Annotated in this window: 12 protein-coding genes; 4 read left to right on the forward strand and 8 right to left on the reverse strand. The window is 71.4% G+C overall.

The features are described from left to right. Positions 1–109: 109 nt before the first annotated feature. Both A8W25_RS21925 and A8W25_RS21930 read left to right on the forward strand, forming a co-directional pair. Positions 110–799, forward strand: a complete 690-nt coding sequence (locus tag A8W25_RS21925) for a hemerythrin domain-containing protein (RefSeq protein ID WP_067163873.1) — start codon at positions 110–112, stop codon at positions 797–799. A 151-nt stretch (positions 800–950) separates the two neighbouring features. Beyond that, positions 951–1,163: a DUF6191 domain-containing protein gene (locus A8W25_RS21930; RefSeq protein WP_234386522.1), complete on the forward strand. Its 213-nt coding sequence runs from the start codon at positions 951–953 to the stop codon at positions 1,161–1,163. An 86-nt stretch (positions 1,164–1,249) separates the two neighbouring features. On the opposite strand, the gene A8W25_RS21935 is transcribed toward A8W25_RS21930, so the two are convergent. The 4 genes from A8W25_RS21935 to A8W25_RS21950 form a co-directional block, all read right to left on the reverse strand. Further along, a complete protein-coding gene (locus A8W25_RS21935) occupies positions 1,250–5,098 on the reverse strand; it encodes a multifunctional oxoglutarate decarboxylase/oxoglutarate dehydrogenase thiamine pyrophosphate-binding subunit/dihydrolipoyllysine-residue succinyltransferase subunit (protein WP_067163877.1) in 3,849 nt (1,282 codons plus the stop codon). A gap of 259 nt (positions 5,099–5,357) precedes the next feature. After that, positions 5,358–6,518: a sensor histidine kinase gene (locus tag A8W25_RS21940; protein WP_234386523.1), complete on the reverse strand. Its 1,161-nt coding sequence runs from the start codon at positions 6,516–6,518 to the stop codon at positions 5,358–5,360. Further along, the gene (locus tag A8W25_RS21945) at positions 6,515–7,252 is read right to left on the reverse strand and encodes a response regulator transcription factor (RefSeq protein ID WP_067163879.1); all 738 of its coding nucleotides are present in this window, start codon (positions 7,250–7,252) and stop codon (positions 6,515–6,517) included. The genes A8W25_RS21940 and A8W25_RS21945 overlap by 4 nt, the downstream gene beginning before the upstream one ends. Before the next feature lie 84 nt (positions 7,253–7,336). After that, on the reverse strand, positions 7,337–8,023 hold the full coding sequence (locus tag A8W25_RS21950) for a spermidine synthase (RefSeq protein WP_067163881.1): 687 nt from the start codon (positions 8,021–8,023) through the stop codon (positions 7,337–7,339). A gap of 214 nt (positions 8,024–8,237) precedes the next feature. On the opposite strand from A8W25_RS21950, the gene A8W25_RS21955 reads away from it, so the two are divergent. Next, complete coding sequence (locus tag A8W25_RS21955) at positions 8,238–9,080, forward strand: rhomboid-like protein (RefSeq protein ID WP_199831788.1); 843 nt, start codon at positions 8,238–8,240, stop codon at positions 9,078–9,080. Here A8W25_RS21955 and A8W25_RS21960 read toward each other — a convergent pair. After that, a complete protein-coding gene (locus A8W25_RS21960; protein ID WP_067163883.1) occupies positions 9,039–9,593 on the reverse strand; it encodes a hypothetical protein in 555 nt (184 codons plus the stop codon). The two genes, A8W25_RS21955 and A8W25_RS21960, sit on opposite strands and share 42 nt — an antisense overlap. Further along, positions 9,590–10,246 carry a GNAT family N-acetyltransferase gene (locus A8W25_RS21965; RefSeq protein WP_067163885.1) on the reverse strand — a complete coding sequence of 219 codons (657 nt, stop codon included), beginning with the start codon at positions 10,244–10,246 and terminating at the stop codon, positions 9,590–9,592. The genes A8W25_RS21960 and A8W25_RS21965 overlap by 4 nt, the downstream gene beginning before the upstream one ends. A 158-nt stretch (positions 10,247–10,404) precedes the next feature. Between A8W25_RS21965 and lon the strand changes: the two genes are divergently transcribed. Continuing rightward, positions 10,405–12,816 (forward strand): endopeptidase La, encoded by a 2,412-nt coding sequence (lon, locus tag A8W25_RS21970; RefSeq protein WP_067163886.1) that lies wholly within the window; start codon positions 10,405–10,407, stop codon positions 12,814–12,816. A gap of 32 nt (positions 12,817–12,848) precedes the next feature. Here lon and A8W25_RS21975 read toward each other — a convergent pair whose 3' ends face one another. Next, complete coding sequence (locus A8W25_RS21975) at positions 12,849–13,472, reverse strand: trypsin-like serine peptidase (RefSeq protein WP_067163888.1); 624 nt, start codon at positions 13,470–13,472, stop codon at positions 12,849–12,851. Between the two features lie 255 nt (positions 13,473–13,727). Beyond that, positions 13,728–14,570: a lysozyme gene (locus A8W25_RS21980; protein WP_067163890.1), complete on the reverse strand. Its 843-nt coding sequence runs from the start codon at positions 14,568–14,570 to the stop codon at positions 13,728–13,730. Between the last annotated feature and the right edge of the window lie 315 nt (positions 14,571–14,885).

The following is a 14,885-nucleotide window of genomic DNA, read 5'->3' on the forward strand; positions in this document are numbered from 1 at the left end:
AACTGCGGGGTGATCGCAGTCGAACGGCCCTATGGGGCGCGCGGAGCTTTTGCGTACCCTCGCGGCAGTGATCGGTCCATTAGCGTCAAATAACTGGGGGAAACCAGACATGACCGCCGCGACAGACAACCCGGGCGCCCGTATGTATCAGGAGTTCCTCGCCGTGCACGCGATCCTGCGGCGGGGAACGGAACTGGTGGCAAACGCGTTCGAGCGCCTGAGCGAGGGCGACCAGGTCAGCGTCAAGGAACTCATCGACACCACGCAGTGGCTCATCGACTTCACCCACCACCACCACGAGTCGGAGGACGAGCTGTTCTGGCCCGTCCTGCACGCGCTCTACCCCGACTCGGTGGCGGCGTTCGACACCCTCAACGAGGAGCACACGGAGCTGGACCGGGAACTGGGCGGCCTCACCCGGGCGGTGGAGCTCCTGACCGCCGCCCACGAGGCGGGCGAGCAGGTCGGCGCCGCCGCGGTGACGGAGGTGGCCCACGCCGGCACGGCGGCGGCGCGCAAGGTCCGCGACATCCTGGCGGGCCACCTCGACACCGAGGAGCCCGTCGTCCGCGACCTCTTCCCCGGCGTCCCGGCCGACGAGATCGACCGCCTCCGTACGGCCATCATGGAGGGCAACCCCAAGTCCGGCGCCCACCTGGTCTTCGGCCTCCTGGAGGACCCCGAGGAGGCCGAGGGCTACGACGAGATCATCGCCAGCTTCCCCCCGGCCCTCCGCTCCCACCGCCCGCAGCTGATCCAGATGTACGTGGACAGCAAGAAGGCGCTGGGGCTGGCGTAGGGGTGCCGCACGGACGCGTCTGAGCCCGGCCGCCGGTTGACCTCGGTGGCCGGGCATCTCGCGTCCATGATCGGGATCTGACAGCCCCCGCACAGCGTTATGTGGGTACGGGACCACATACCGGAGGTGACCGATCGTGTTCGGTTCGGCCTTGAACGAGCTCTTCGCGCCCGGCAAACGGCACGAGGAGGAGGAGCGGCGGCGGCTGGAGATCACGCTCGACGAGGCGGGGGACGCCGACCCCGGGCGCGGGCCCATAGACCTGTCCAGCGGGATCGTGACCATACGGGTGCCGCCCAGGCCCGCCGAGGACGAGAGCGCACGCGAGGACGGGGACGACGGGGGTTCAAGGACAGGCTCCTAGCCGCCGCGCGTACGCCGGAGGGCCCGGCACCCCGATTCCTCGGGGCGCCGGGCCCTCCGTACAGCCACGGCCGCAGCGGCCGGAGACTAGGCGTCGAAGACCTCCGACACCAGCTGCTCCTGCTCCTGCTCGTGCCGCTTCTTCGAACCCACCGCCGGGGACGAGCCGTGCGGCCGCGAGATGCGGCGCAGGCGCTCGCTGTGCGGGACGTCCGCGCCGACCGCCAGGTCGAGGTGGTCGATGAGGTTGAGGGCGATGAAGGGCCACGCACCCTGGTTCGCCGGCTCCTCCTGCGCCCACAGGTACTTCTCGGCGTTCGGGTACTTGGCGATCTCGGCCTGGAGCTCCGCACCCGGGAGGGGGTACAGACGCTCCAGACGGATCAGCGCCGTGTCCGTCGCGCCGCGCTTGTCGCGCTCCGCCTTGAGGTCGTAGTAGACCTTGCCGGCGCAGAAGACGACCTTGCGGACCGCGGCCGCGTCGACGAACTCGTCGCCGATGACCGGGCGGAAGCCACCCGTGGTGAACTCCTCCACCTTGGACGCCGCGGCCTTCAGACGCAGCATCGACTTCGGGGTGAAGACGATGAGCGGCTTGTGGTGCGGGTTGTGCACCTGCCAGCGCAGGAGGTGGAAGTAGTTCGACGGGAGCGTCGGCATCGCGACCGTCATGTTGTTCTGCGCGCACATCTGGAGGAAGCGCTCGGGGCGCGCGGACGAGTGGTCCGGGCCCTGGCCCTCGTAGCCGTGCGGGAGGAGGAGCGTGACGCCGGACGTCTGCGCCCACTTCTGCTCGGCCGACGAGATGAACTCGTCCACCACCGTCTGCGCACCGTTGACGAAGTCGCCGAACTGCGCCTCCCACATCACCAGCGACTCGGGACGGGCCAGCGAGTAGCCGTACTCGAAGCCCATCGCCGCGTACTCGGAGAGCAGCGAGTCGTAGACGTTGTACCGCGCCTGCTCCTCGGTGAGGTACATCAGCGGGGTGTAGTCCTCGCCCGTCTCCTGGTCGACCAGGACCGCGTGGCGCTGGCCGAAGGTGCCGCGGCGGGTGTCCTGGCCGGAGAGGCGCACCGGGGTGCCCTCCATCAGCAGCGAGCCGATGGCCAGGGTCTCGCCCATGCCCCAGTCGATCGTGCCGTCCTCGACCGAGGCGGCGCGGCGCTGGAGCTGCGGCATCAGCCGCGGGTGGACCTTGGTCCGCTCGGGGATGTTCACCTGCGACTCGGCGATGCGCTTCACGACCTCCTGGGAGACCGCGGTCGTCACCGCCACCGGGAACTCGGCCTGCGGCTCCGAGGACTGGATCTCGCCCGCCTGCGCGGTGGCCTCGCGGACCTCCGCGAAGACCTTCTCCAGCTGGCCCTGGAAGTCCTGGAGCGCCTGCTCCGCCTCTTCCAGGGTGATGTCGCCGCGACCGATCAGCGACTCGGTGTACAGCTTGCGCACCGAGCGCTTCTTGTCGATCAGGTTGTACATCTGCGGGTTGGTGAACTGCGGGTTGTCGCCCTCGTTGTGACCGCGGCGGCGGTAGCAGATGAGGTCGATCACGACGTCCTTGTTGAACGTCTGGCGGAACTCGAAGGCCAGCCGGGCCACCCGGACCACGGCCTCCGGGTCGTCGCCGTTCACGTGGATGATCGGCGCCTCGATCATGCGGGCCACGTCCGTGGCGTACATGGAGGAGCGCGAGGACTCCGGGGCGGCGGTGAAGCCGACCTGGTTGTTGATGACGATGTGGACCGTGCCGCCGGTGCGGTAGCCGCGCAGCTGCGACATGTTCAGGGTCTCGGCCACCACGCCCTGGCCCGCGAAGGCCGCGTCGCCGTGCAGGGCGACGGGCAGGACCGTGAAGTCCGTGCCGCCCTTGTTGATGACGTCCTGCTTGGCGCGGACGACGCCCTCCAGGACCGGGTCCACCGCCTCCAGGTGCGAGGGGTTGGCGACCAGCGAGACCTTGATCTGCTCGCCGTCCAGGCCCGTGAAGGTGCCCTCGGCGCCCAGGTGGTACTTGACGTCGCCGGAGCCGTGCATCGACTTCGGGTCGAGGTTGCCCTCGAACTCGCGGAAGATCTGCGCGTACGACTTGCCGACGATGTTGGCGAGGACGTTGAGGCGGCCGCGGTGGGCCATGCCGATGACGACCTCGTCCAGACGCGACTCGGCGGCGCTGTCGATGACCGCGTCGAGCAGCGGGATGACCGACTCGCCGCCCTCCAGCGAGAAGCGCTTCTGGCCGACGTACTTGGTCTGCAGGAACGTCTCGAACGCCTCCGCCGCGTTCAGACGGCGCAGGATCCGCAGCTGCTCCTCGCGCTCCGGCTTGGAGTGCGGGCGCTCCACGCGGTCCTGGATCCACTTGCGCTGCTTCGGGTCCTGGATGTGCATGAACTCGATGCCGGTGGTGCGGCAGTACGAGTCGCGCAGGACGCCGAGGACGTCGCGCAGCTTCATCAGGGACTTGCCGGCGAAGCCGCCGACCGCGAACTCGCGCTCCAGGTCCCACAGGGTGAGGCCGTGCTCGGTGATGTCCAGGTCGGGGTGCTTGCGCTGGCGGTACTCCAGCGGGTCGGTGTCGGCCATGACGTGGCCGCGGACCCGGTAGGAGTGGATCAGCTCGAAGACGCGCGCGGCCTTGGTGACGTCGTCGTCGTGCGAGGCGTCGATGTCCTTGAGCCAGCGGACCGGCTCGTAGGGGATGCGCAGCGACTCGAAGATGCCGTCGTAGAAGTCGCCGTCACCGAGGAGCAGGTTGGCGACGATCCGCAGGAACTCGCCGGAGGCGGCGCCCTGGATGACCCGGTGGTCGTACGTCGAGGTGAGCGTCATCACCTTGGAGATGCCCAGCTTGTTCAGGGTGTCCTGGGAGGTGCCCTGGAACTCGGCCGGGTAGTCCATCGAGCCGACGCCCATGATGACCGACTGCCCGGGCATCAGACGCGGCACGGAGTGGACGGTGCCGAGGCCGCCCGGGTTGGTGAGGGAGACCGTCACACCCGAGAAGTCGTCCATCGTCAGCTTGCCCTGGCGGGCCCGCTTGACGATGTCCTCGTACGCCTGCCAGAACTCGAAGAAGTTGAGCGTCTCGGCCTTCTTGATGCCCGCGACGACCAGCTGGCGGTCGCCGTTGGGCTTCACCAGGTCGATGGCGAGACCGAAGTTGATGTGCTCCGGCTTGACCAGGGTCGGCTTGCCGTCCTTCTCCGTGAAGGAGTAGTTCATCGACGGCATGGCCTTGATGGCCTGCACCATCGCGTACCCGATGAGGTGGGTGAAGGAGATCTTCCCGCCCCGGGCGCGCTTCAGGTGGTTGTTGATGACGATCCGGTTGTCGAACAGCAGCTTCACCGGGACCGCGCGGACGGACGTGGCCGTCGGGACCTCGATGGAGGCGTGCATGTTCTTCGCCACGGCGGCGGCGGGGCCGCGCAGCGTGACGAACTCCGGACCGGCCGGGGCCTCGGCAGCAGGCTGCGCGGCGTTAGCCGCTCCAGTGGAGCCGGTGCTTGCACCGGGGGCCTTGGCCGCGGCGGCGGGCTTCGCGGCGGGCGCGGGAGCGGCCTTCGCGGGAGCCGGGGCCTGAACCGGGGCCGTGGCCTGCGCCGGAGCCGGGGCGGCGGCCGCGGGCTGCGCGGGCGCGGCCGGAGCCTGCGCGGCGGGCGCCGGGGCCGGGGCGGCAGGGGCGGCCACCGCAGCCCCCGCGGCTGCGGCGGGAGCACCCTCTACGGGCTTGTCCGCCGTGCCGGTCGAACCCGGCTTGTAGTCGGCGAAGAAGTCCCACCAGGCACGGTCGACCGAATTGGGGTCCTGGAGGTACTGCTGGTAGATCTCGTCGACGAGCCACTCATTGGCACCGAAGCCGGCTGCAGGGTTCTTGCCCTGCCCGTCTTGGTCGGTCGAGACGCTCGAATTACTGGGGGACTGAGACGACACGGCGGCAACCGCCCTCTTCCGCTTCACAAGGTGATGGACAGCGGGAATTAAGGCTACGCCTCCCTGGCCTGGAGGTGCAGACCGGGCGTGCCACAGTCGTGTAAGTCACACCGGAAAGCGAGTTTCAGGGCAGGATTTGGCGGGAAACAGATCAGGTTCTGCTGCTCAGTGGGTACGCCTCGCAGCGGCCACGGCCCGAAGACCGCACGCCCCACACCTACCCACACGCAGAACGTGTGCTTCCGGTTCGAACCCTACGTCAATTAGTCGTCCGGGGTGCCCCCGGAAGGGTGACCTGGATGCGGCATCCGCGCGACGATTCGGCCACGCCGATGTGGCCGCCGTGCAGATCCACCGCCCAGCGGGCGATCGCCAGGCCCAGGCCCGTGCCGCCGTCGCTGCCGGGCCCGTGCGGCGCCGAGGCGTCGCCCCGGTTGAACCGCTCGAAGACCCGGTGCCACTCGGACTTCGGGATGCCCGGGCCCTCGTCCAGGACCTCCAGGTCCAGCGACTCGGGCTGCGGGCCGCGCCGGGCCCGTACGGTGACGCGGCCGTGCGGCGGCGAGTGCTTGACCGCGTTGTCGATGAGGTTGGCCACCACCTGGTGGAGGCGCTCCCGGTCCGCGTGCGCGGTCAGCTCCGGCGGCGAGACGTCCAGGTGCAGATGGACGTCGGTACGGGTGTGGTTGCCGGAACCGGAGGAGAGCCCGCGCCGGGAGGCGGCCAGATTGGCCTCCTTGAGCACCCCGGAGAGGTACGGCCAGACCTCGAAGCGGTGCGCCCGCAGCGGGACGACGCCGTTGTCGAGGCGGGAGAGGTCCAGCAGGGTCTCGACCAGCCGCCCGAGCCGCTCGGTCTGCTTCAGGGCCGTGCGCATCGTCTCGGGGTCGGCGGCCGAGACGCCGTCCACCACGTTCTCCAGGACCGCCCGCAGGGCCGCGATCGGCGTGCGCAGCTCATGTGAGACGTTCGCCACCAGCTCCTTGCGGTGACGGTCCACGGCCTCCAGGTCGTCCGCCATGCGGTTGATCGTGGAGGCGAGGTCGCCGAGCTCGTCGCGGCGGTCGGCGCCGCGCACCCGGCGGGTGTAGTCGCCGTGCGAGATCGCCCGGGCGACGGTGTTCATCTCGTCCAGCGGCGCGGTCAGGCCGTGCGCCACGAACTGGGTGATCAGCAGGGTGGCTATCACCGAGAAGACGGTGATGAACCGGAGCTCGGTACGGGTCTGTACGGCCACCATCAGCAGCCCGGTGGTGATGAACACCGAGACCACGACGAGTGAGCCGAGCTTCGTCTTGATGGAGATGGATACCTCCCTCAGGCCGCCCCTCAGCCGTTCGCGCACCCGGTCGCGGGCCCGGGCGCGGGGCCCGTTCCGCCGGGCCCGCCCGTTCACCGCCCCGGCCGCCGCCCGGCTCATGGCGCCGGGGTCTCCAGCGCGTAGCCCACGCCGTGGACCGTGCGGATGCGCTCGGCCCCGATCTTCCGGCGCAGCGCCTTGATGTGGCTGTCCACGGTCCGGGTGCCCGAGGCGTCCGCCCAGTCCCAGACCTCGGCGAGCAGCTGCTCGCGCGAGAGCACCGCGCGCGGGGTGTTCGCCAGACAGCTGAGCAGGTCGAACTCGGTCGGCGTGAGGTGGACGTCCTCGCCGCGCACCCGCACCCGGCGCTGTGCGTGGTCGATCTCCAGCTCGCCGAGGCGCAGGATCCCGGTACGCGGGGTGGCCGCGGCCAGCGTGGCCCGCTCGACCCGGCGCAGCAGCACGTGCACCCGGGCCGCCAGCTCCCGCATGGAGAACGGCTTGGTCATGTAGTCGTCCGCGCCGACGCCGAGCCCGACCAGCATGTCCGTCTCGTCGTCGCGGGCCGTCAGCATCAGCACCGGGACGGGCCGGCGGGCCTGTACCCGGCGGCATACCTCCAGGCCGTCGAAGCCCGGCAGCATGATGTCCAGGACCATCAGGTCCGGCTGCCATGCCTCGGCCGTGTCGACGGCCGCGGGGCCGTCGAGGGCGGTCTGGACCTGGAAGCCCTCGGCCCTCAGCCGTGCCGCGATGGCGTCGACGATCGTCGTGTCGTCCTCGACGACCAGCACCCGGCGCTGGGCGCCGGGGGTCGCCGCGACGCCGTTGTGGGTGGTGTGTGCCTGCTCCATCGCCCCGCCCTGATATTGCTTCCGGGGATCCGTGGGGTGATCCCCTGTGTCGGTCAGAGACTAGAGGCACCGGCCGCGTCCCGGCTACGCAGGGCGAACGGCGAGATGGACCACGTCCGGGACTCCCCGGGCAACTGTGATCTCTTCGGTCCTAACCCCGTGGAATCCGGCATTACGGAGAGCTTCCTCGAAGGCGGCCGACGGCTGCGCGGACCAGACGGCGAGCACTCCGCCGGGAGTGAGCAGGTCCCGGCAGGCCGCGAGGCCGGTGGGGGAGTAGAGGCTGTCGTTGCTCCGGGTGACGGTCCAGTCGGGCCCGTTGTCGATGTCCAGGCAGAGCGCGTCGAAGGTGTCCTGGGCCCTCGTCACGTAAGCGACCAGATCGGTGTGCACGACCTCGGTGCGGGGGTCGGCCAGGGCGCCTCGCGAGAGCGGCGCGAGGGGGCCCGAGCGGTGCCAGTCGATGACGGCCAACTCGCGTTCCACCACCGCGATCCGGCCCCACCGGGGATCGGCGGCGGCGTGCGCCAGCGAGAAGCCGACGCCGAGCCCGCCGATGAGCACCGAGGGCCGCGCGCGGCCGGCCGGCAGCGCCTCGTACGCGGCGTCCACGAGCAGCCTCTCCGAACGCCCGTCGGAGGTGTCCATCAGGAACGTGCCGTTCGAGATGATCTCGAAGTGCGGGCCGCGCCGCCGGAGCACCACCTCTCCGTACGGCCCCTCGCGCCGGTCGAGGACGACCGGGGCGGCGATCGGGTCGGCGATGGGCATCGAAGGACCTCCTCGTGAAGCGGAGCGAGCGGCTCGGGGCCGACGCGCGGCCTGCGCCCATGGTTGTCCAATGTGGCACAAGTCATAGACGCGGACGGGAGCGTTCGCAGAGGGTGAGCGTTGTACAAGCGTAAGCAGCAAGGCCGGACGATCACCGGCGTGGCTTGTGGTTCCGGGCGCGAGTGTGCGGCGCCCGGTGGAAGGGGCCTCACCGGTGCACCCTGAAAGAACGCGGGACCACGCGGGCCTGCTCAACGGCATCCCGCGGCAGCGGCCGACGGCTCGGGAGGAGACGGCCGACGAGACGCCGGAGGGCGGGGACATCGCGAAGAGCCCTGGGCCGGCCGGAGCGCCCGCCGGGCCGCCGGTGCGCGCCTGGCTGCGCCGCGCCGTCCAGCTGCTGCCGACGCCGACGGGCACGCCCTTCACCTTCGCGTACATGCTGCTGCTGTTCACCACGTCGCTCTACATGGAGCTCGCCGACCCGGACACGGTCCGCACGCTGCTCGAAGGCTCCAGCACCGATGTGCAGCATCTGACGCGCACCCCGGTGCTGGTGCTGCTCGCCAGCGCGCTGTGGATCGCGGGCGGTATCTCCTCGCCGTGGGCCGTCGGCTTCGTCTTCATCCTCACCGCCCTCGAACGGCGCGTCGGCGGGCTGCGCACGGCCGGGGTGTTCCTGCTCGGCCATGTGGTGGCGACGCTGGTCACCGAGGTGCCGGTGGGCGTCTCCGTCCTGGCGGGCCGGCTGCCGGACTCCTCGCTGCACCGGCTCGACTACGGCATCAGCTTCGGGCTGATGGCGAGCGTCGGCGCGCTCGCGGGGCTGCTGCCCCCGCTGCTGAGGTGGCCGCTGCTCGGTGTGATGGCCGTGCTCCTCGTCCAGGACCTGCTGGACATGGTGGATCCGCTGGCCAGCTGGGGCCATCCGACCGCGCTGCTCGTCGGCGTCCTGTGCTGGCCGGTGCTGCGCCGGGCGGACCGGCGCGGGTCCGCCCGGCGTGCGCGGGAGCGGTCAGCGGTAGCCGAGGGGCAGGTTGGCTCGTACGTCCCGTAGCGCCTGGGTCTGGTGGAAGTCGTCGATCAGGACGACGTGTCCCCCGTACGTGTACTGGTACATCAGCGCGTCGGCCACCGGCTTTCCGGTCGGGCGCGGCGGCAGATGCGCGAAGTCGGCGCGCTCCAGGGCCGCGCGGAGCCCCGCCAGGGCCTCGGGCGTGAGCTTGCCGGTCGTCTTCTGCCCGTCCCGGCGCGTCGAGGTGTACGAGCCGTCGGCCTTCACCACCAGCTCGTTGTGCAGCCCCGCGAACCCGCCGCTCACCACGAGCCCGAGCAGCTGCCCGTCCTGGGCGGGCGGCGTGGGCGTGCCCGCCGGCGGGGTGTCCTGCGGGGAGGTGCTCGGCGAGGTGGTGGGCGACGGGGGCTGCGCGCTCAGGGTGGCGCTCGCCGACGGGGCGGGCGACTTGGAGGCGCCGTCCGCGGTGGAGCTGTCGGAGTCGCAGGCCGTCGCCGCGAGCAGGGTGACGAGCAGCAGCGCTCCGGCGGTCGTGGTCCTGCTCGTGAGGCTCATGCAGCCGAGGATGCCGGATCAGTGGGAGCGAAGTACAGGCTGGCCATGGGCGAATGCGTCGTCCAGCCGAGTGATCCGTACAGCGCCTGCCCCTCGGGGGTGCCGACCAGGACGCCGGTGGTGGCCCCCGCCGCGTGGGCGCCGCTCTGGAGCGTGCGCATGACGAGGCCGCCCAGGCCCCGGCGCCGGTGCCCGGGCGAGGTCTCGATCTGGTCGGCCACGGCGGTCGCGCCGGTGGGGGCGATCTGGCCGCGCGCGGCGAAGTGGCCCGCCCCGGTGCGCACCAGGACGCGCAGGACACCGCCGGTGGTCCAGCGGGTGAGCGTGTAGCCGGCCGGGACCTCCGGGTCGGCCGGGGCCAGCGGCACCGTCATCAGGAAGCCGGGCTGGTCGTACTGCCAGCCGGGGCCGAGCCACGGCCGGACCGTGTCGTCGTCGGCGAAGAGCTTCAGCCAGGTGTGGGGGGCGGTCGTCGCCTCGACCAGCTTGCGCACCGAGGCCTGGTCGGGCTCGGGCAGGACGTGCCGGGAGACCTGCTTGACCTGGCCGACGTCGACGGTCCAGCCCCAGGGCTCGGCGACCGGAGCCGCCGCGCCGCGCGACACCACCCACCCCTTGGTCCAGGCCTCGACGAGCTCCGGAACCGACTCCATGGCTGCCCCCTTGCGCAGTGACGATGAAAGTAATGGTCTTTCTTTGCTGGTGACTCTTACAAGAGATGATCGCTCAGAGCGAACACCTGGGGGGGAACATTCCTGGGCTCACATGCATTGAGTCGGCATAGCTCAACTTGACTGCCGAAGGGGAGATCATGGCTCACTCGTCCGCACCGCTCACCCTGCCTGTGCTGCCGCTCGACGACGAGGTCGTGCTGCCCGGGATGGTCGTGCCACTGGACCTGTCCGACACCGAGGTCCGGGCCGCCGTCGAGGCCGCCCAGGCGGCCGTCCGCTCCGACGGCCCCTCGGCGGGCAAGCCCCGGGTGCTGCTCGTCCCGCGCATCGACGGGGCCTACGCCGCGACCGGCGTGCTCGGCACCGTGGAGCAGGTCGGCCGCCTCTCCGACGGCGACCCGGGCGCGCTGATCCGAGGTGTGGCCCGGGTCCGCATCGGCGCCGGCACCACCGGCCCCGGCGGCGCCCTGTGGGTGGAGGGAAGCAAGGTCGAGGAGACCGTCCCCGAACCCCTGCCCGGCCAGGTCACCGAACTGGTCAAGGAGTACAAGGCGCTCGCCACCGACTGGCTGAAGAAGCGCGGTGCCTGGCAGGTCGTCGACCGGGTCCAGCAGATCGAGGGCGTCTCGGCCCTCGCCGACAACTCCGGCTACTCGCCGTTCCTCACCACCGCCCAGAAGGTCGAGCTCCTGGAGACCGCCGACCCGGTCGCCCGGCTCAAGCTCGCCACCGAGCACCTGCGCGAGCACCTCGCCGAGCAGGACGTGGCCGAGTCCATCGCCAAGGACGTGCAGGAGGGCGTGGACAAGCAGCAGCGCGAGTTCCTGCTGCGCCGCCAGCTCGACGCCGTACGCAAGGAGCTGCGCGAGCTCAACGGCGAGGCGGAGGGCGACGAGTCCGACGACTACCGGGCCCGGGTGGAGGCCGCCGACCTGCCCGAGAAGGTCCGCGAGGCGGCCCTCAAGGAGGTCGAGAAGCTGGAGCGCTCCAGCGACCAGTCCCCCGAGGGCTCCTGGATCCGCACCTGGCTGGACACCGTCCTGGAACTGCCGTGGCAGGAGCGGACGGAGGACGTCTACGACATCGGCGGCGCCCGGGCGGTCCTGGACGCCGAGCACGCGGGCCTTGAGGACGTGAAGGAGCGCATCACCGAGTACCTGGCGGTCCGCAAGCGGCGCGCCGACCGCGGTCTGGGCGTGGTCGGCGGGCGGCGCGGGGGCGCGGTGCTCGCGCTCGTCGGCCCGCCCGGTGTGGGAAAGACGAGCGTCGCGGAGAGCGTGGCCCATGCCATGGGCCGCGAGTTCGTCCGTGTCGCCCTCGGCGGCGTCCGCGACGAGGCCGAGATCCGCGGCCACCGGCGTACGTACGTGGGCGCGCTGCCCGGCCGGATCGTCCGGGCGGTCAAGGAGGCCGGGTCGATGAACCCGGTGGTGCTGCTCGACGAGATCGACAAGATCGGCTCCGACTTCCGCGGCGACCCGGCCGCGGCCCTGCTCGAAGTCCTCGACCCGGCGCAGAACCACACCTTCCGCGACCACTACCTGGAGGTCGAGCTCGATCTGAGCGACGTCGTCTTCCTGGCCACGGCCAACGTCCTGGAGTCCATCCCGGAGGCGCTGCTCGACCGGATGGAGCTCGTCCGCCTCGACGGCTACACCGAGGACGAGAAGGTCGTCATCGCCCGTGACCACCTGCTCCCGCGCCAGCTGGAGCGGGCCGGTCTCGACAGCGGCGAGGTGGTCCTGGAGGAGGGCGCGCTGCGCAGGCTCGCGGGGGAGTACACCCGCGAGGCGGGCGTACGGAACCTGGAGCGCTCGCTCGCCCGGCTGCTGCGCAAGGTCGCGGCCCAGCACGAGACCGGCGAGCGCGAACTGCCGCTCACGATCACGCCCGACGACCTGCGCGCGCTCATCGGCCGCCCGCACCACGTCCCCGAGTCCGCCCAGGACCCGGCGGAGCGGCGCACCTCGGTGCCCGGGGTGGCCACCGGCCTCGCCGTCACCGGGGCGGGCGGCGACGTCCTGTTCGTCGAGGCATCCCTGGCCGACCCGGAGACGGGCGCGGCCGGTCTGGCCCTCACCGGCCAGCTGGGCGACGTGATGAAGGAGTCGGCGCAGATCGCGCTGAGCTTCCTGCGCTCGCACGGCGCCGAGCTGGAGCTGCCGGTGGCCGACCTCAAGGACCGGGGCGTGCACGTCCACTTCCCGGCGGGCGCGGTCCCCAAGGACGGCCCGAGCGCGGGAATCACCCTGGTGACCGCCCTGTCCTCGCTGCTCAGCGGCCGGCTGGTGCGCACCGACGTGGCGATGACCGGTGAGGTCTCGCTGACCGGCCGGGTGCTGCCGATCGGCGGGCTGAAGCAGAAGCTGCTCGCCGCGCACCGGGCGGGCATCACCACGGTGGTGATCCCCAAGCGCAACGAGCCGGATCTGGACGACGTGCCCGCGGAGGTCCTGGAGAAGCTGGAGGTCCACCCGGTCAGCGACGTCCGCCACGTCCTGGAGATCGCGCTGGCCCCGGCCGAGGTGCCGGTGCCGGTGGCGGCGTAACGAGGAGCCGGCGGGAGAGGGCCGCGCGGGAACTACGCCCGTGCGGCCTTCTCGTACAGCCGCCGCGCCCGCGCGTCGAAGAGCACGGCCGTGGAGGCCACATCGGTGTCGCCGCCGCTCAGCACGCCGATGAGGCGGCCGAGGTGGTCCGGGCCCCGGTGGTCCGCCAGCCACGGGCTGCCGCTGGTGCCGGTCCAGAACCCGGCGCAGTCGATCCGGACGTCGCTCTTCAGATCGGCGTCCGGGCGGGTGTCGGTGGTGCAGGAGATGGGCCGGTTCTCCGGGTTGTGGTCCTCGTCGGGATAGCCGAAGACGGTCACGCGGCGGCGCGGCCCCGAGCCCCAGTCGGGCTGGGCGGCCCCCACCACGCTCTGCACACTGCGGCCCCTGGCGTCCGGCTCCAGGGTCAGGAAGGCGTAGTCGAAGGAGTCGTCGCCGTCCCCGGACCACCGCTCGTCGGTCTGTACGGCCCGGACCTTCCAGGTCCCGTACGGATACGAGCCCTTGACCGCGCCCGAGAAGCCGGGGGCGAACTCCATCGAACCCGCCGACCCGGCGTCCGCGCAGTGCGCGGCGGTGGCGACGACATTGCCCTTGGGGCTGGCGACGACGCTGGCCGTGCACCAGTGCCGGTCGCCGTCGACCAGGACGCCCACGGACGGCAGCCCGGCGGTGGGGGCGGCGGAGGACCTGCGGGGCGGGCGCGGGCGGCACCTCGTCGGGCCGGTCCTGCTGGGGCGCCGACGCGGCCGACCAGCCGCACCCCGTGACCAGGGCCAGCATCCCCATGGCGGACACCCGCCCCACCCTTCGCAGCACGCGCATGGCGACCATCCTGTCGTATGACGGGACGAGCGACGAGGAGGCCCCCGGCGCGCGTCGGCACGCCGGGGGCCTCACGCACACGCGCACTAACCGTTGGCCAGAGCCTGCAGCCGGTCGTAGGCCCCGTTGAACTTGGAGTGGTCGCCGACCGTCGGGCCGGACGAGGTGTACTGCCACATCGTGTAGTAGCCCCAGCCGGCCGGGAGGGCGCCCGGGTCGGTGTTGTAGCGGGCGATCCACAGCGGGTTGGTGGTGCCGAAGGCGGCGGAGTTGCCGGTGCACTGGGTCCACCAGCTGGTGGCGGTGTAGATGACCGCGTCACGGCCGGTGCGGGCCCGGTACTGGTTCACGAAGTCGCGGATCCAGCTGACCATCCCGGAGGCGGACTTGCCGTAGCAGGCGGCGCCGTACGGGTTCCACTCGATGTCGAGCGCGCCCGGCAGCGTACGGCCGTCGCGCGACCAGCCGCCGCCGTGGTCCACGAAGTGGTTGGCCTGGGTGGCGCCGCTCGTGGTGTCCGGCGTCGCGAAGTGGTATGCGCCGCGGATCATGCCGACGTTGTACGAGCCGTTGTACTGCTGCGCGAAGTACGGGTTGGTGTAGTACGTGCCCTCGGTGGCCTTGACGTAGGCCCATTTGACCCCGCTGTTCCACAGGGTGCTCCAGGCGACGTTGCCGTTGTGGCTGCTGGTGTCGACACCCTCCGTCTGCACAGCCTGCACAGCCTGGACGGCGCGGGTGGAGCGGGGCGGGCCGCCGGTGCCGTCGTGGGCGGCCACGCCCATGCCCATGGTGGCGGAGCCGCGGGCGGGGGTCTGGGCCGCGCCGGAGATACCGGGGGCGGTCAGCAGGAGGGTGAGGGCCGAGAGGAGGATTCCGGCCGCGGCGAGGGGACCGCGACGGGCCGTTCCGGGTCTGTGCACGGGCATTGCGTGCCTCCGAAAGGCGTGGGTGGGGGGATGTGCCGGGTGAGTCGACATGTCGTTGTGGACATGTCACACGGAAAAGCTACGCACGTAGACCGTGACGCGAAAGAGGTTCTGGAACTGTCATTGGCCCAGGCCTCTGGCAGGGCGACGGAGGCGGGTGCGAGCTGCGCCGACCGTGAGCGGCTGCAAGTAACTTTCAGCCGTGGGCAGTTGACGGCCAATCAGCCCGTCCGAGCCGCGCCGCCCGCCTCCGCGCCCGCTCCCCCGGGTCGCGTTCGCGCCAAAGTCCTCATGTCAACACAGAGGCCCCATTGA

The organism is Streptomyces sp. ERV7, from assembly GCF_001653515.1.
GTDB lineage: Bacteria > Actinomycetota > Actinomycetes > Streptomycetales > Streptomycetaceae > Streptomyces.